At 61.6% G+C, this 16,106-nt stretch carries 15 protein-coding genes and 3 pseudogenes; 15 read left to right on the top strand and 3 right to left on the bottom strand.

The features are described from left to right. Positions 1-122: 122 nt before the first annotated feature. Positions 123-1,676, bottom strand: coding sequence for a winged helix-turn-helix domain-containing tetratricopeptide repeat protein (locus IVB26_RS40590; RefSeq protein ID WP_247973485.1), 1,554 nt, complete (start codon positions 1,674-1,676; stop codon positions 123-125). A gap of 107 nt (positions 1,677-1,783) precedes the next feature. Between IVB26_RS40590 and IVB26_RS40595 the strand changes: the two genes are divergently transcribed. Continuing rightward, positions 1,784-2,248: a cupin domain-containing protein gene (locus tag IVB26_RS40595; RefSeq protein ID WP_247973486.1), complete on the top strand. Its 465-nt coding sequence runs from the start codon at positions 1,784-1,786 to the stop codon at positions 2,246-2,248. 28 nt (positions 2,249-2,276) lie between these two features. On the opposite strand, the pseudogene IVB26_RS40600 reads toward IVB26_RS40595, so the two are convergent. Next, positions 2,277-2,521: pseudogene (locus IVB26_RS40600) on the bottom strand (hypothetical protein). A gap of 263 nt (positions 2,522-2,784) precedes the next feature. Between IVB26_RS40600 and IVB26_RS40605 the strand changes: the two are divergent. The 7 genes and pseudogenes from IVB26_RS40605 (at position 2,785) to IVB26_RS40640 (ending at position 7,546) form a co-directional block, all read left to right on the top strand. Then, the gene (locus tag IVB26_RS40605) at positions 2,785-3,237 is read left to right on the top strand and encodes an Hsp20 family protein (RefSeq protein ID WP_247973487.1); all 453 of its coding nucleotides are present in this window, start codon (positions 2,785-2,787) and stop codon (positions 3,235-3,237) included. A gap of 79 nt (positions 3,238-3,316) precedes the next feature. Further along, positions 3,317-3,640, top strand: a complete 324-nt coding sequence (locus IVB26_RS40610; RefSeq protein ID WP_247973488.1) for a hypothetical protein — start codon at positions 3,317-3,319, stop codon at positions 3,638-3,640. Between the two features lie 952 nt (positions 3,641-4,592). After that, entirely contained in the window at positions 4,593-5,126 is a 534-nt protein-coding gene (locus tag IVB26_RS40620) for a hypothetical protein (protein WP_247973490.1), read from the top strand. 390 nt (positions 5,127-5,516) lie between these two features. After that, positions 5,517-5,933: a molybdopterin dinucleotide binding domain-containing protein gene (locus tag IVB26_RS40625; RefSeq protein WP_247973491.1), complete on the top strand. Its 417-nt coding sequence runs from the start codon at positions 5,517-5,519 to the stop codon at positions 5,931-5,933. Positions 5,934-5,950: 17 nt separating this feature from the next. Further along, the gene (locus IVB26_RS40630; RefSeq protein WP_247973492.1) at positions 5,951-6,121 is read left to right on the top strand and encodes a hypothetical protein; all 171 of its coding nucleotides are present in this window, start codon (positions 5,951-5,953) and stop codon (positions 6,119-6,121) included. 19 nt (positions 6,122-6,140) lie between these two features. After that, entirely contained in the window at positions 6,141-6,656 is a 516-nt protein-coding gene (locus IVB26_RS40635) for an SDR family NAD(P)-dependent oxidoreductase (protein WP_247973493.1), read from the top strand. Positions 6,657-6,726: 70 nt separating this feature from the next. Then, a pseudogene (locus IVB26_RS40640) lies at positions 6,727-7,546 on the top strand (enoyl-CoA hydratase-related protein). A 73-nt stretch (positions 7,547-7,619) separates the two neighbouring features. On the opposite strand, the gene IVB26_RS40645 reads toward IVB26_RS40640, so the two are convergent. After that, positions 7,620-8,051 carry a winged helix-turn-helix transcriptional regulator gene (locus tag IVB26_RS40645; protein ID WP_247973494.1) on the bottom strand — a complete coding sequence of 144 codons (432 nt, stop codon included), beginning with the start codon at positions 8,049-8,051 and terminating at the stop codon, positions 7,620-7,622. 159 nt (positions 8,052-8,210) lie between these two features. Between IVB26_RS40645 and IVB26_RS40650 the strand changes: the two genes are divergently transcribed. From IVB26_RS40650 to IVB26_RS40680, 7 genes and pseudogenes are all read left to right on the top strand, one after another. Continuing rightward, entirely contained in the window at positions 8,211-9,074 is an 864-nt protein-coding gene (locus IVB26_RS40650; RefSeq protein WP_247973919.1) for an alpha/beta fold hydrolase, read from the top strand. Between the two features lie 33 nt (positions 9,075-9,107). After that, complete coding sequence (locus tag IVB26_RS40655; RefSeq protein WP_247973495.1) at positions 9,108-10,112, top strand: NADP-dependent oxidoreductase; 1,005 nt, start codon at positions 9,108-9,110, stop codon at positions 10,110-10,112. Between the two features lie 78 nt (positions 10,113-10,190). After that, complete coding sequence (locus IVB26_RS40660) at positions 10,191-10,979, top strand: SDR family NAD(P)-dependent oxidoreductase (RefSeq protein ID WP_247973496.1); 789 nt, start codon at positions 10,191-10,193, stop codon at positions 10,977-10,979. Positions 10,980-11,017: 38 nt separating this feature from the next. Next, positions 11,018-12,105 (top strand): annotated as a pseudogene (locus IVB26_RS40665) (alkene reductase). A 93-nt stretch (positions 12,106-12,198) separates the two neighbouring features. After that, entirely contained in the window at positions 12,199-12,978 is a 780-nt protein-coding gene (locus IVB26_RS40670; RefSeq protein ID WP_247973497.1) for an SDR family oxidoreductase, read from the top strand. A gap of 232 nt (positions 12,979-13,210) precedes the next feature. After that, entirely contained in the window at positions 13,211-14,803 is a 1,593-nt protein-coding gene (locus tag IVB26_RS40675; RefSeq protein ID WP_247973498.1) for a class I adenylate-forming enzyme family protein, read from the top strand. Between the two features lie 79 nt (positions 14,804-14,882). Continuing rightward, positions 14,883-16,082 (top strand): ABC transporter substrate-binding protein, encoded by a 1,200-nt coding sequence (locus IVB26_RS40680; RefSeq protein WP_458309388.1) that lies wholly within the window; start codon positions 14,883-14,885, stop codon positions 16,080-16,082. Positions 16,083-16,106 lie beyond the last annotated feature (24 nt).

A 16,106-nucleotide genomic window follows, 5' to 3' on the forward strand; every position in this document is an offset into this window, starting at 1 on the left:
CTGGCCGACAGCCTGGCGGGGGCCAACAGTGAAGCCAGTTGCCGCCGTCTTCGAGTATGACGCCGCGCTGGTCTTTGGAGGTCGCCGCCGACCTGAAAGTCATAAGGTAAGTGAACGCTGGGCTACTCCGGCAACCCGGCGTCCCGCAGCGCGCCGCCAAGGGCCTCCGCGAGCGCTGGCGAGCAGTTCACGCCAGCAAACTGGCGGCTGTAGCGAAACGCCGGCTGAAGCTCGAGCACACGTGCGGCGGCCGCCCTCGCTTCATCAAACCGGCCAAGCTTGGCGAGCGAGGCGGCCAACTGCACATAAGTGATGCTGTGGGCCGGATTGGCTTGAACGGACTTGTAGGCAGCACGACAAGCTTCTTCGTAACGCCCACGCAGCAAATGGCTCATTGCTTGCGCGTCAAACGCGGCCCAGGTCCACGAATCGAACGGACTTAGCCGCATACCCTTCTTGCTCCATTCTATCGCGCGCTCCGCATCGCCGGTCCATCCTAGAATGATGCTGCCAAGAATGTAGGTTAGCGCGGATGACGGGCTGATGGCGAGGGCGGCTTCCAATGCTGTGAAGGCAGCGGCGTGATCGTGCGCATCCATGCCGACGGAAAATCCGGCCCACGTCAGGGCGAGCGCATCGTCTTGTCCATGGACAATGGCCGATCGGGCGTGGCGGATCGAAGCGGCACGGTTGACCTCCTGCAGGCCGGCGCGAAGGAACAAGCAATGGTGGCACATCGCGGCATTACCATGCGCAAGCGCATATGCAGGCTCGAGCGCGATGGCACGCTCCAGAAGCGCCAGTGCTCTCGTCACTTGCTCGGGCATGCCTGTATCCACGTCAGGTTGGGCTCGCAGCACGAGATCGTAGGCATCGAGACTGTCGGGTCGTTTCCGCCTGACGCGTTCGATTTCCGCTTTCCGCACGCTCGGCGCAATCGCGCCCACCGCCGACAGCGCGATCTCATCCTGCAGCGCGAAAATATCGTCGGAGCTGCGGTCGTAGCGCTCGGCCCACACGTGCGCGCCGGTCGACGCGTCGATCATTTGCCCGGTCACGCGCACGCTGTCGCCGGACTTCCGCACGCTGCCTTTGAGGACATAACGCACGCCAAGTTCGCGGCCGACCTGCTTCACGTCCACGGCACGGCCCTTATAGGTGAAGGTCGAGTTTCGCGCGATGACGAACAGCCAGTTTATGCGGGCGAGACCGGTGATGATGTCGTCGACCATCCCATCGGCGAAGTACTCCTGCTCCGGATCGCCGCTCAGGTTCGAGAACGGCAGAACGGCGACCGAGGGCTTTTCGGGCAAGATTGGTGCCGACGCGGCGCGGGCAGCATCGGCAACCTTGGTGACGACGGCCGGTCCGACATACCGATAGCCGCGCCGCGGCAATGTTTCGATCCAGCTCCCAGCATCCGCCGACTCCGCGAGCACCCGGCGCAAGGCTGCGATCTGAACCGTAAGGTTGTTGTCTGCAACCGCCAATCCGCTCCAGCCCGCCTCGACCAAGGCGTCCTTGGACACCGGTATGCCCGCATTTTCGAGCAGCCGGCGCAGGAGCGCTACGGCGCGCTGCCCAAGCATGGTCGGCTCGGTCACGTGGTAGAGAATGCCCGCCTTCGGGTCGAGGCGGAACGGGCCGAACTGGTAGTGGTGGCAGCCCACTGTCATTCGCCCCTTTTAGCAGATTTTTAGGAACGGATTTACGACTTCCCGGCCAGGACGGCCGATGTTGCGTAAGTGCCTGCAGAAGTAGCACCTGGTCAATGGAGGATCACATGAGCGCCAATGCCGTCATTCGCATGCCCGATGAGGAGAAGAACGGGGTCATGCTGCGGGGGCATCCCATGGTCTTCCTCGTCACCGGCGAAAATACCAAGCACACAAGCATGTTCGATTGGACGATCCCAGCGGGGTTCGCCACTGGGCGGCATGTTCACCGGGTGCAGGAGGAGACCTTCTACCTGCTCGAGGGCGAGTGTGAGTGGCATGTCGGCGACAAGACGATCCGCGCGACGCCCGGGACCTATCTGTTCATCCCACCGGGGATGCCGCACAACATCACGAATGTAAGTGAGAAACCGGCCCGCGTGCTGATGACCGTCTCGCCGCCGGGCCACGAGCATTACTTCGAAGAGCTCGCCAAACTCGCGGCGCAGGGGGCGCCGGATCCAAAAGCGCTCGCCGAGCTGCGAAACCGCTACGACACCGATCAGCTCTCAACTTTAACAACACCCGCGTAAGGCCTTCGTCCAGCTTCGATGGCAGCTTCTACAGCGCGCTCAGATCGTCCGGCACCTCGCCGAACTTCCGAATCTGCGTGGCGTCGCCGAATTCGCCGGTCGCGGGATCTCCGGTCCGGCTGAATGCAACCGCGCCGGCGCAGCCCGGCTTGCGCGAAAGCGCCTCCGCGCACATGAGGGCGGCGTGGGCGCTCAGGCACTCGACTGCCTCCCTGCCGCGACACCGTCGTCGGCCAGCACGAACGGCAGCGCCACGTAGTAGGTGACATCCATTGCCGTCACTCCTTGCGGTCGCGCTGCGCCAAGTGTCGACCGCAAGGCCAGCGATGGCCTTGCGAAATTCCAAGCCGACGGAAAAAACCGTCGCGCTCCTTCCCCAAAAAAAAGCCGCCGGGTCTTGAAACTTTTTCGCAGCTTCCAAATTTTCTTGTCGCCGCAGAAGACGCGGCCGGGGCGCTTTCGAGGCCCTGCAAGGCGGGCGCCGGTCAGTGTCCGGTGCCGGCTCGTATCCAACTTGCTCTTTGGAGAATTTGGCTATGAGGTATGATTGGACTCCCCTGTGGAGGTCGACCATCGGTTTCGACCGCCTTTTCGACGTTCTCGACGAGGTCCAGCGGACCGCCGAAGAGAGCTATCCCCCCTACAACATCGAACGCTTCGACGAGAACCGCTTCCAGATCTCGGTGGCGCTCGCCGGCTTCTCGCCCGACGAGGTCGCACTCACGGTCGAGCAGAACGTACTGACGCTGGAGGGCCATAAGGCCGAGAAGGAGGAGAAGACCTTCCTGCATCGCGGCCTCTCGGCGCGCAATTTCAAGCGCCAGTTCACGCTTGCCGATCATGTCGAGGTCAAGGGCGCCCGGTTCGAGAACGGCTTGCTGATCATCGACCTGCAAAGGGAAATCCCCGAGGCGATGAAGCCGCGCCGCATCGACATCAATGGCGCGACCTCGGGCAACCTCAAGCAGATCGAAGGCAAGGCGGCCTGATCAGCCTGCGACGTCCACGATCCCCGCCGCGCGGACCCGCGCGGCGGACACCGGCAACTCGTCCAAGCAGGAGGCGACCATGCGGCCGACGACCGCGATCCACGACAACGTATTCGATTTCGACTACCTGCTTCACCCGGGCACCAAATTCGAACGCCCGCGGGATGTAGTCTCCCATCCGGGCCTCAGCCTCGGCGAGAAGCGCTCCATACTGGCCTCATGGGCCTCGGACGCATCGGCGATCGCATCCTGTCCTTCGCTGCGGGCTCCCGAAGGGCTGAAGTGTCCAGTCACCATCGACGAGATCCTCGAGGCGCTGTGCGAACTCGATGGCGGCCCGCGCGATCCGCCGCGCGGCAAACCGATGCGCCTTCGGTCGGCCGAGCGTTGTGCGGCGGCATGAAGGGGGGCGGCATGGAGAAGCCGCAACGGCATCCGGAAATGGCGAGCCTTCCGAACAAATCTGCGCCAGGACCGGCCCAGGGTAGCGCTTATAGGCGGATCGCGAGCGGCAGTAGGCTGCCGCGGCAGGGAAATCCAATGGCAGTGATCCATCCGATCCGGAAGGCATGTCCGGCGTGCGGGCGGACTATGAAGCTTGGGCCTGATGACCCCGGCACGGGCGGCGAGCGCTATGTCTGTCCATACTGCGACGGAGACCCCTTGCACGATCCAGCCGCCCGGAAGTGGATCGACAGTCCGCTGAAACCGCCAAGCTAATCTTGCGTCTCGTAGTTGGTGGAGGTGTCGAACCCCGTCATGCCGATCGTCGAACTGACAGTGAGCGCGCGGATCACACCGTCCGACTCCGACGCCCTCAAGCAGAAGCTGCTGACCGGCCCGCCATGCTGGTCGGCTCCGGATCAGGCGACGTCTGGCTGCACAGGCTTCCGGTTAGACCAAGCCGCCTCATGCGGCGCCGTCATCGTGACGAGGCGGCTTCGGCAGCTTGCTGGCGTCGAACTTTGGCACCGCGCGTTCCGTCCTGACTTCGGCGGTCGGCTCCGGGCGACAAAGGATGAGCGTCGCCTCGAGCGTTACACCGGGCGCAGCGTGGGTGGTGCCGGTGCCTCGCCGCGCGGCGTCTTGATCCAGGCCGAGGAGGTGCCCCTACGGGCGGGGAGGGGGCGCGACATAAGGAAGCGGCCGCCAGGGAGGGGAAGCGTGCGCATCGGCGGCAGTTAATCGACAGATGGACGCGGTGGACTCGCCACGCTGCGAACGATCCTTCTGCCATGCAGTCATCTGAACGAATGATGCATGGAGAACACGCGTCTAATGGACGCATTGGAAACACCAACATGGAGGTCTTTGCTTTGAGCAGTTTAACCCGCCAACCCATATGGGAGGAAACCATGAGGTATCGTCTCAATTCATCGTGGATGTGCGGTTGTGTTGTGCTTGCTTTGGTGGTCCCCGCGGCGGCTGTTCCGTCCGTCGCGGAAGAAGCGGGCCAATGGTTCGGTCGAGCCGTCCTGGTCACCCTGTCGAACAAAAGGGTGAAGCTCGAAGACCGGGCTGACCATACGGTGTCGGTCACCGAGTACGACGGCGCCGTTTTCAACGCCGACGGCAAGCCCTTCCTCGACAAGGCTCGCTATCAGGTGGTTGATCTAACGGATGCTGGCACATCCAGCGGCGGCCACAAGACCTTCACCGAGGCTGACGGCTCCAAGGTCTTTGCCAAGTACGTCCTGAAAGACGCGAAGCCGAAAGAGTTCCGCGGCACTTTCGAGTTCACTGGCGGCACGGGGAAATATGCAGGGATCACCGGCCGCGGTGAGTATCACGTCGTGCTGGTCAGCGACACGGCGTTGTGGGATGAACTCCGCGGCGAGTACAAGATTCCGGGTACCGTTGGAAGCGCGCGACCGGAGTCGACCAAATAAGCATCGGGAATCCGAGCTATGGGGAGCGCCGTTCGCGCCCCACGGCGGCCTGAGAGAAGTCTGAGCACGAAGCGCTACACCGGCCGCAGAACGGCTCTTCTAAAAGCGAAATGGCCGCTGATTTCTCGGCGGCCCACCGGCTCGAAGTATGCGTTGCCGTACTGAAATCGCCAGCCTCGGTGACTGTCATTTTCGGCCGGAACGGCGGTCCAAGCGGATCCGGCGGGCAATGGCGATCTCGTTCTCGCCCAGGTCGGCGGCCATCGCGCAAGACGTCAAGGTTCGGCTGGTCGTCCCGCAGATGCTGGAATGGCTGGCGCGTCTCGATCCGCAAGCCGCCGGCGCGCCAAAGGAGTGTTCCCGTTCGTGCTGGCGGCTGGAGGCCGCCGCATGTTCAATGCCAACCAGATCTTTCGCCATCCCGCGTGGCGTCGCGAGGACCCGGACGGCGTCCTGTTGATCAATTCGAGCGATCTGAGCGAGTTGGGCGCGAAGGATGGCGACTGGATCGCCGTCGAGTCGTCGGTCAGACGGCTCGTTGTCCGTTCCAAAATCGATGACGCCATGCGCAAGGGCCGGCTGGCGCTGCCGCACGGTTACGGCCAGGCTTATCCCTCACCGGACGGTGAACGCCTGATCAACGGACCGCGTATCAATCTGCTCACCGAGAGCGGCAACCGCGATCCCATTGCGGGCACGCCCTACCACAAGAACGTCGCGATTCGTCTCGCCCTGGTATCCGCGCAGGAAGCTGCCGCCTATCAGTCGCAATCCGAGCGAATTCACAAGAGATCTGTGGGCCAATAGCTCGAAGGGAACGTCAGATGACCGAGAAACTGATCGCGATCGTGACCGGGGTGGGGCCGGGCCCCGGAGCTGCCATCGTCAAGCGCTTCTCTGCTGGCGGTTTCCGTACCATCGCGCTTGCTCGCTCTACGGAGCTCATCAATCGCCTTGCGCAAGAGCTTCCCGACGTGCACGCGGTGACCCTGTGACGTCTCGGACGAGAGCCAGGTGCGAAACGTAATCAGCGACGTAAAGCGTCGGTTCGGCCCGGCTGACGTTCTCATCCACAATGCGGTCGGAGGGGGCTGGGGGAATTTTCGCGAGATCGATCCGAAGATGCTGAAGGGCAACTTCGAAGTCAACGTGATGGGCCTTTTGTACCTGGCCCGCGAAGTGGCGCCTGACATGATCGATCGAGGTAAGGGCGCAATCCTGGTCACCGGAAATACGTCTTCGATCCGAGGCAAAGCCAATTTCGCAGGCTTCGCTCCGACAAAGGCGGCGCAGCGTATCTTGGCCGAGTCGATCGCACGTGACGTCGGACCTCTCGGCGTGCACGTCTCCTATGTTCTCATCGACGCCGTTATCGATACGCCCCGGATGCGCGCGCGGATGAGTGACAAACCGGATCAATTCTTCATCAAGCCGGCGGCGATCGCCGACGAACTATTGCATCTCTACGGTCAGGACCGCTCGGCCTGGTCGTTTCTCACGGAACTGCGGCCATTCAACGAAAATTGGTGATGCTCGAACACGGACACGGCGCGCTGGGTCACTTTGGAGAGCTCTCCGCGGGACTTGAAAGGTCAGAAACATGACTGATGGATCCATCTCGGTTGATACGGGGACGGACGAACTGCTGTGCGCGATCCGGGATCGCGTCGCGGTGATTTCCTTGAACCGACCCGAAGCCCGAAATTCGTTGTCCGATCATCTTACGCCGGCGTTGCGCCGGATGATCAAACAGAATGGAGATGATCCTGAGGTCGGAGCCCTCCTGATTACCGGTGCAGGCATTGCGTTCTGTTCGGGCGGCGACGTCAAGGGGATGGGCGGCAACTCTGCCGCGCCGGCCATGTCAGTCAGCGACAAGGTTGCGCGATTGCGGGAACGTCAGCGAACCCTGACCGGCGTACTTGTTTCGGTGCGGAAGCCACCATCGCGGCCTTGCCGGGGCCGGCGGCTGGCGCCGGGCTTGCGATCGCGCTCGCCTGCGACCTTCGTATCGCAGCCGAATCCGCCATCATGACGACTGGCTACGCCAGATTGCGCTCACCGGCGATTACGGTATCTCGTGGCTGTTGACCCGGCTGGCCGGGACGGCGCGTGCCCGCGAGTTGATGTTCTTGTCCGAACGTATCGATGCACGCCGCTGCGAAGCGCTGGGGCTGGTCAATCGCGTGGTGTCCGATTCTGAGCTGCAACACGAAGCGTTTGCAGTGGCCAGGACGTTGGCGAACGGTCCGGCGAGCGCGTTTGCCTCCATGAAGGATAATCTCGACCTTGCGCTGTCGGCTGACTTCCTGACGTCATTGGATCAGGAGGCCGAGAGGATGGTCGTTGCCGCGGGCACTGCGCAGCACGCCGAGGCCGTCCGGGCATTTATTGAGAAACGTCCTCCCGGTAACAGGTGAAACCCGCTGGGTTCATTGCCTTGAGGTGCGGTTGGGCCTGCGCTCGCAACCGCACCAGAAGAATGTGTGTAGCTCATTCGGGTTCGGCGATACGAATGGAACGTGTTCCGATCGGAGCGCCGGTCGCACGGTCGATGGTAAGGGGATCGATCTCCGTTCCGCCCTCGGCGTCGTAGAACCGGATCATCTTGCCTCCGCCACGATGCTTGCGTCCCCACGCGCCAATCGCGAAGAGCACCGGCAAGAAGTCGCGCCCGGCTTCCGTCAGCACATATTCGTCCCGTGGCGGACGGTCTGAATAGCGACGTTTCTCCAGCAACCCTTCCTCGACTAGGGCTGAAAGCCGCCCTGTCAGCATCGTGGGCGCGATACCGAGACTCTTACGAAAGTCATCGAAGCGGGTCAGGCCCCCATGGGCGTCGCGCATGATCAACATGCTCCACGCGTCCCCGACAATGGCCAGGCTCCGGGAGATCATACAGGGTTGGGTCGAAAGTTTTTCCATGTCGGTCTCGTTTTAGTAGTGACTTCATACTAAATTGATAGTAACGGGTTGTTCGTCGATGTTCCAGAGCAAATTGAGAAGGCCGGTATGAGCAAGACAGAACAGGGAATTGCGCTGATTCCGGGTGCTTCCGGTGCCAGCCGAACGATGGAGCAAGTGATGCCAAACTATGTCAGCCACGCCGGATCGGTTGTGCGCTATGTCGATGCGCCGAATCTCTCGATCAGTGCTGCAGGAAAAACCTTCGCCTATCGCGACATCGGTCCACGCAGTGGCGCGCCATTGATCCTTCTCAACCATTGGGGCGCGGTTCTCGACAATTTCGATCCACCGATTGTCGATGGGCTCGCCACCAGGCATCGCGTCATCGCGATCGACTACCAAGGGATCGGCGCTTCAAGCGGGAAGGCGCCTGTTACCGTTGGCGAAATGGCACAAGATACGATTGCTCTGATCGCCGCGCTGGGCTTTGAAAAAGTCGATCTGCTCGGCTTTTCCCTCGGCGGCTTCGTGGGGCAGGATATCGCGCTGAAGGCGCCTGATCTCGTGCGAAAGCTCATTCTGACCGGCACGGGCCCGGCAGGCGGCAAAGGCATTGAGAAGGTTGGTCCGGTGTCCTGGCCGCTGATGATCAAAGGCTTGCTGACACTGCGAGACCCGAAATTCTACCTGTTCTTCACCTCGACGGCCAATGGCCGCCGGGCCGCAAGGGCCTTTCTGGAACGGCTGAAGGAGCGCAAGGTTGATCGGGACAAAGGAGCCACACCAGCGGCCCTGTTGCGGCAACTCAAGGCGATCAAGAATTGGGGCCAGCAGGCGCCTCAGGATCTCGGCAGTATTCGCATCCCGGTCCTGATCGCGAATGGCGATAACGATATCATGGTTCCGACCGCGAACAGCACCGACATGGCACGGCGTATCCCAGGCGCGCAATTGGTCATCTATGAAGATGCCGGGCATGGCGGGATTTTCCAGTACCACGCCGATTTCGTGCCGAAGGCGCTGTCCTTCCTCGACCCTTGACGCTGCGATCAAATTTTAAATGGAGATGACATCATGAAGGCATTCGTCGTCGACAAATACGAGAAGAAAGGCGCTGTTCGCCCGGCAACCATGCCGGAGCCGGAGGTGCGGGACGACGATGTCCTGGTTCGGATTCACGCAACAGCCGTGAACGTTCTCGACTCCAAGATTAGGGGTGGGGAATTCAAGCTCATCCTGCCGTATCGTCCGCCTTTCATTCTGGGCCACGACGTTGCCGGGACGGTCGTCAGTGTTGGCCGCAATGTCAGGCGGTTCAAGGCGGGCGACGAGGTCTACGCACGGCCGCGCGATCATCGCATCGGAACATTCGCCGAATTCATTGCGATGAACGAAGCCGACGTGGCGCCGAAGCCTGCGAACATCAGCATGGAGGAGGCCGCGTCCATTCCGCTGGTGGGGCTGACCGCCTGGCAGGCGCTGGTCGAGGTGGGCAAGCTGAAGCCTGGCCAGAAAGTTTTCATCCAGGCCGGCTCCGGCGGGGTGGGGAGTTTCGCCATCCAGTTCGCCAAGCATCTCGGTGCGGTCGTGGCGACGACGACGAGCGCGAAAAATGCCGACTTGGTCAAGAGCCTCGGCGCGGACTTGGTCATCGACTACAAGACCCAGGATTTCGAGAAGGTTTTGTCGGGCTACGATCTGGTCCTGCACAGCCAGGATGCCAAGACGCTTGATAAATCTCTGCGGGTGCTCAAGCCGGGCGGCCTGCTCATCTCGATCTCCGGGCCGCCCGACCCCGAATTCACCAAGCAGCAGGGCATGAACTTCTTCCTGAAACTGGTGATGCGTTTGCTGAGCCATGGTGTGCGGAAGAAAGCCAGAAAACTTGGTGTGCGCTTCTCATTCCTGTTCATGCGAGCGCAAGGACAGCAGCTACGCGAAATCACGTCCCTGATCGAATCCGGCGTGATCCGTCCGGTCGTGGACAAGGTTTTCCCGTTCGAAAAGACCGCCGATGCGCTCGCCTATGTCGAGACCGGGCGCGCAAAGGGCAAGGTCGTGATCAGGGGAGCAGCCTAGCATCCCTAGCATCCACGGCGGGCACCAATCGAAAATTGCGATCCTGCCTAATTGAGTACCTCGAGAAAGAACAAGATCATGGCTAGAAATCCCGCCGTCCTTATTACCGGAGCATCCTCTGGCATCGGAGCCACCTATGCAGACCGTTTCGCCCGCCGCGGACATGATCTCGTGCTGGTGGCCCGCGACAAGGAGCGAATGGAGGCTCTTGCTGCGGGGCTTCGCGACGAGACGGGTATTGCTATCGACATCCTGCAGGCCGATCTGACCAACCCCGGCGACCTTGCGGCCGTCGAAAAGCGGCTGCGTGACGATCGCCGCATTGGTGTCCTCGTCAACAATGCAGGGGCCGCCCTGGGCGGGTCCTTCGTGGCGCAAGCGGTCGAGGATGTCGGTCGTCTTGTCGCTCTGAACACGACCGCCGTCGTTCGTCTCGCGAGTGCCGTCGCGCCGCGGTTTGCAGAGGCCGGTGAAGGCGCGATCGTCAATATTTCATCGGTGGTCGGGCTCGCGCCGGAGTTCGGCATGTCGGTGTATGGGGCGACCAAGGCTTTCGTGACTTTCCTGTCCCAGGGGCTCAGTCTCGAGCTCGGCCCCAAAGGCGTCTATGTCCAGGCAGTGCTTCCCGCCGCGACACGCACCGAGATTTGGAAGCGCGCCGGCGTCGACGTCAACACGCTTCCCGTGGTGATGGACGTGGCAGAGCTGGTGGACGCTGCACTGGTCGGCTTCGATCGCCGCGAGCCGATCACCATTCCGCCGCTGCACGACGCTGGGCAGTGGGACACCTATCAAATTGCCCGGCAAGCGATGCTCCCCGGCCTTCGGCAGGAACGCGCGGCTGCCCGCTATCAGCCGTCGGTGTGATTAGTTTCGATGCGGCAAACTCTTGGTGAAAGTGACAAATGACCAACACACTCTTTGAACCCTACGTACTCGGTGCTCTCACGCTGTCCAACCGGATCGTCATGGCTCCGTTGACGCGGAACAGAGCGGGCGGCGAGTTTGTGCCAGGCGATCTGGCTGCGGAATACTACGCACAACGTGCCTCGGCAGGCCTGATCATCTCGGAGGCGACCCAGATCTCGCAGCAGGGGCAGGGCTATCAGGATACGCCGGGCATCTACAACCAGGCGCAGATTGACGGTTGGAGAAAAGTGACGGATGCCGTTCACGCCAAGGGCGGTCATATCTTCTGCAGCTCTGGCAGGTTGGCAGGGTATCGCATGTCGACCTGCAGCCGAATGGGCAGGCCCCAGTAGCGCCGTCGGCTGTGAGGGCCGAAACCAAGACATTCGTGAACAATGCTTTCGTCGACGTGTCGGTCCCTCGAGCGCTCGAACTGAACGAGATCGCGGGCATTGTCGATGATTTTCGTCGCGGCGCCGCCAATGCGATTGCCGCCGGCTTCGATGGTCTGGAGGTTCACGGCGCGAACGGCTACCTGCTCGATCAGTTCGCCAAGGACGGAGCCAACACCCGCACCGATGCCTATGGCGGGTCGATCGAAAACCGCGCCCGGCTGACGCTCGAGGTGACCGCTTCGGTCCCAGGGGAAGTTGGAGCCAATCGATCCGGGGTTCGGATTTCTCCGGTGTCGCCGGCAAACGGGGTGTCCGCAACCGATCCGCAGGCACAGTTCAACTATATCGTCGAGAAGCTCGACGAGCTCGGTATTGCCTATCTCCACGTCGTCGAAGGCGCGACGGGCGGGCCGCGCGATGTTGCATCGTTCGACTTCGGGGCGCTTCGGCGCAAGTTCGGGAACACCTACCTCGCCAACAACGGTTACGATCTGGACCTCGCGACAGCGAGACTAAAGCAGGGCCAGGCAGATTTGTTTGCGTTCGGAAGGCCGTTTATCGCCAATCCGGATCTTGTCGAGCGCCTGAAGATCGGTGCGCCGCTGGCCAGCTTCAGTCCGGCGACTCTCTACGGGGGTGGCTCGGCGGGCTACACCGACTACCCCGCTATGGCTGGGGCAGCCCGCTGACGATCATGGGGTCGCGCAGGCGCGGCCCCATTTTTCGCGTGTACGATCGCAGAGTAGATCCTGACGGCCATAAAACGCATCGGAGGAAGCAACATGACTCAGTCCGGCCTCGGCACCCAGACTTCTACACAGGAGGTTGCGCTTATTGTGGGCGGTGGCCCGGGCATCAGTTCGAGTTGCGCCAGGCTGTTCGCAAGAAACGGGATGCGCGTCGCCGTCGCAGCCAGGAATCCGGAAAAAGCGGTTCTTCAGTCTCTCGAAAAGTCGCATGGCGTGCGTCGATACGCCTGCGATGCAAGTGAACCGGCAGAAGTGGCACGGCTGTTCGAGAATGTCGTTCAAGAGATCGGGACGCCAAGGCTTGTCGTGCATAACATCGACGGCCGGGTTCCCGGCATTTTCCGCAAGAACGTGGTCGAGGCCGATCCGGTCATGGCGCTCGAGACGCTTCGAAACGCGGCGTTCTCTGCGTTTCTGGTCGGCCAACAGGCGGCTCGGCTCATGCTCGGAAACGAGCCTGATGCCAATGGCGCGCGAGGAACGATCATCTTCACGAACGCCAGCGCGGCGCTCAAGGGCTTTCCATCGGGTGGGCCATTTGCAATGGCATGCCATGCCAAGTCCGGACTCGCGCAAAGCATGGCACGAGAATTGATGCCGCAGGGAATCCACGTGGCGAACGTGCCGATCGACGCCGCGATAGGCTGGACCCAGGAGGACGGGACCCGCGCGCACCGGCTGGCGGGAACGACTGTCGACGACAACATGGCCGACCCTGTCCATATTGCGGAAACCTATCTGCAACTGCACCGCCAGCATCGATCCACCTGGGCCTTTGAAGTGGTGCTGCGGCCGTGGGTCGAGAAATGGTAATCGCGCTCAGCTGATCTCTCCGGGTGATTGCACGGCGCTAGCCAATTCCAAATTAGAATTCTGTGCCTCTGCTAAAATTCCTCTATTCGACGCTTATCTGGCGCTCACTTTTGTCTTGACCGTTCTATTTTAGAACGGTTTACTCCGCTGGCCAATAGGAATGAAGGGTGCGGATCTCCCGGTTAAAGGGGGCCGCGCACGCTGCCGAAAACAAGGCGCGAGGGAGGATGGCATGAGGAGCTTCGACGAGCTCACCGCAGCCGAACTGCTGGGCGGCCTGCCGTCCAGGGTGCACGACATCTACGCGCCGTTCGTGCGGGACATTCCGGATCATCCGGCTTTCGTGGAGGGTGGCCGTTCCTGGAGCTACCGGCAGTTCTCGGACGCTGTCGACGCTGCGGCAAAGGATCTCGCCGGTTTGGGCATCAGGCCCGGTGATCGCGTGATCATCGCGAGCGAGAACAGCGTGGCGCTCGGAGCGATGCTCTTCGCGGCCAGCAAGCTCGATGCCTGGGGTATTCCGGTCAATCCTCGCCTTTCGCCCAGGGAGATTGACCTGATCGGGACGCACAGCGGCGCCAGACGCGTGCTGTTCAACTCGGCGCTCTCGAAGGAAGCGGCCGATCATGCCTCCCGGCTCGGTGCGAAGATCGGCGCCGTCGGGCCGTTCGGCGGAATCGGTGTCGGTCCTCTCAATGCGGATGCGCAACCGGAGCCGGTCGAAAAGGACGGCGCCCACCAGGTCGCGGGCCTTTTGTACACCTCGGGCACGACCGGCGCACCGAAGGGCGTGATGCTGAGCCATCGCAACCTCCTTTTCACCGCAAGGACGTCGGGAATCCTTCGCCAAAATAGTCCAGGCGACCGCATCTACGGCGTGCTGCCGATGTCGCACATCGTCGGGTATGCGATCCTGCTGATCTCCACGCTGATGCACGGCGGCACGTTGCATGTCGTAGCCAAGGCCGATCCGGCTGCGCTGGCTCACGCCATCGCCGAGGAGGGGATCACGAGCCTGTTCGGCGTGCCCGCCACATATCAGCGTCTGCTCGAACACAAGGCGGTCAAGGGCCTCCAACGGCTCGAACGGGGCAGGCTGCGGATCATGGCCGTCGCCGGCGCTCCGCTCGACCTCGATCTGAAGCAGCGGATCGAGGACGAGTTTGGAATCCCGTTGCTGAACAATTACGGTATAACAGAATGTTCGCCGGGACTTACGGGGGTCCGTTCGGAACAGCCTGTCGCGGATGAGTCGGTCGGCCCGTTTCTTCCGGGTATCGAGCACCGGATCGTGGACGGGCAGGGAATGCAGGTGGCGACCGGCGAAGTGGGCGAATTGCACGTTCGTGGTCCAAACATCATGCTCGGCTACTATCGCGCGCCGGATCTGACGGCGGCGGCGATCGATCACCAGGGATGGTTCAATACGGGGGATCTCGCCCGGGTCAACGGCCAGGGGCATCTCTATATCGCCGGTCGTACCAAGGAGCTGATCATCCGCTCCGGCTTCAACGTCTATCCCGCCGAGGTGGAAGCGGTGCTGAACGCGCACGACCAGGTCGTTCAATCGGCCGTCGTCGGACGGAAGGCCGACGGCAACGAGGAGGTGGTCGCGTTCGTGCAGCTGCTGCCCGGCGCCAGCATCAGCGCCGAAGAGCTGAAGGCGTATACGGCTCAATTGCTCACGTCGTACAAGCGTCCGACCGAATTGATCGTGCTCGACGCTCTCCCCTCGGCCTCAACCGGCAAGATCCTCAAGCATCAGCTGCGCGAGATGGCGAACGCGCGCCCAAGCGCACGGATGTCCAACGCAGCCGCGGGCTGACGGAGGCGCCCGAAATCGAATTACGCCCGATCAAGGAAGAATGGTGAGCGACGGAATTGTCGCCGAAGGGAGATGGCAAATGCTTAAGACGACCATGATTGTTGCGGCATTCGCGGTATCGATGGCAAGCGCGCAGGCCCGCGCGGAAACGCCTGGGGTCACTGAATCCGAGGTGAAGATAGGGGCGACCTTCCCGTTTAGCGGCCCTGCTTCGCCGCTCAGCAATACCGGAAAGGGCATGATCGCCTACGTCAATTCGATCAACGATCGTGGCGGCATCAACGGGCGGAAGATCAACCTCGTCACCTACGACGATGCCTACAGTCCTCCCAAGACGGTGGAGCAGACCAGGAAACTCATCGAGAGCGACGAGGTGGCGTTCCTGTTCGGCCCATTGGGTACGCCCGGCATCAGCGCCACCATCAAGTACGTCAATGCGAAGAAAGTGCCGCATCTGTTTGTCGTGAGCGGAGTCAGCAAGTTCACGAACTTCGCTGAATTCCCCCTGACCACGACGGGATTGCCGAGCTACGATACCGAGGGACGCATCTACGCGAAATACATCACCCAGACCCGTCCGGACGCGAAGATCGCGATCCTCTATCAGAACGACGATCTCGGTAAGGACTTCGTCAATGCATTCAAGGCCTACCTGAAGGACGATTTCGACAAGAAAGTCGTCGTGTCCTCCTACGAGGTGACCGAGCCGACCATTGATTCCCACGTCGTGTCGCTGAAGTCGTCCGGCGCAGAGGCGTTTTTGGTGGCCGGCACGCCAAAATTCGCAGCTCAAGCGATCAAGAAAGTCGACGAGATCGGTTGGAAGCCGCTGTTCCTGATCAACTTCGTCTCGAGTTCAGTGTCGTCGACCATCGTCCCCGCGGGACCCGAGAAGGCTGTCGGCATCGTGGCCGCGACAATCACCAAGGATCCGAATGACAAGAAGTGGGCCGACGATCCCGGCATCAAATGGTACCGCGACTACTTTGCCAAATACCTGCCCGGCGCCGATATCGGCGATAACAATTACCTGTTCGGTACCCAGCAGGGACAGATCCTGGAGCAGGTGCTCAAGCAATGTGGTAACGATCTCTCGCGCGAGAACATCGTCAGGCAATCGCGCAGCATCCGTGGGCTGTCGCTTCCCACGGCCATACCAGGTGTCGTGATCAACACGGGACCGGAAAGCAGCATGGCGTACACGCAGCTGCAATTGCAGCGCTGGAATGGGACCACGTGGGAGCAGTTTGGTAGCGTGCTCAGCGCCGACGGAAAGTGAATTGTACCTTCTCAAGGTGCAAGG

This window comes from Bradyrhizobium sp. 195, assembly GCF_023101665.1.
Taxonomy (GTDB): domain Bacteria; phylum Pseudomonadota; class Alphaproteobacteria; order Rhizobiales; family Xanthobacteraceae; genus Bradyrhizobium.

Coding starts and splice junctions, on each gene's coding strand:
- IVB26_RS40620 (WP_247973490.1), top strand. CDS start 4,593: ATGAGGTATCGTCTCAATTCATCGTGGATGTGCGGTTGTGTTGTGCTT.
- IVB26_RS40670 (WP_247973497.1), top strand. CDS start 12,199: ATGACTCAGTCCGGCCTCGGCACCCAGACTTCTACACAGGAGGTTGCG.
- IVB26_RS40680 (WP_458309388.1), top strand. CDS start 14,883: ATGCTTAAGACGACCATGATTGTTGCGGCATTCGCGGTATCGATGGCA.
- IVB26_RS40605 (WP_247973487.1), top strand. CDS start 2,785: ATGAGGTATGATTGGACTCCCCTGTGGAGGTCGACCATCGGTTTCGAC.
- IVB26_RS40660 (WP_247973496.1), top strand. CDS start 10,191: ATGGCTAGAAATCCCGCCGTCCTTATTACCGGAGCATCCTCTGGCATC.
- IVB26_RS40595 (WP_247973486.1), top strand. CDS start 1,784: ATGAGCGCCAATGCCGTCATTCGCATGCCCGATGAGGAGAAGAACGGG.
- IVB26_RS40675 (WP_247973498.1), top strand. CDS start 13,211: ATGAGGAGCTTCGACGAGCTCACCGCAGCCGAACTGCTGGGCGGCCTG.
- IVB26_RS40590 (WP_247973485.1), bottom strand. CDS start 1,676: ATGACAGTGGGCTGCCACCACTACCAGTTCGGCCCGTTCCGCCTCGAC.
- IVB26_RS40655 (WP_247973495.1), top strand. CDS start 9,108: ATGAAGGCATTCGTCGTCGACAAATACGAGAAGAAAGGCGCTGTTCGC.
- IVB26_RS40650 (WP_247973919.1), top strand. CDS start 8,211: ATGCCAAACTATGTCAGCCACGCCGGATCGGTTGTGCGCTATGTCGAT.
- IVB26_RS40625 (WP_247973491.1), top strand. CDS start 5,517: ATGTTCAATGCCAACCAGATCTTTCGCCATCCCGCGTGGCGTCGCGAG.
- IVB26_RS40630 (WP_247973492.1), top strand. CDS start 5,951: ATGACCGAGAAACTGATCGCGATCGTGACCGGGGTGGGGCCGGGCCCC.
- IVB26_RS40645 (WP_247973494.1), bottom strand. CDS start 8,051: ATGGAAAAACTTTCGACCCAACCCTGTATGATCTCCCGGAGCCTGGCC.
- IVB26_RS40610 (WP_247973488.1), top strand. CDS start 3,317: ATGCGGCCGACGACCGCGATCCACGACAACGTATTCGATTTCGACTAC.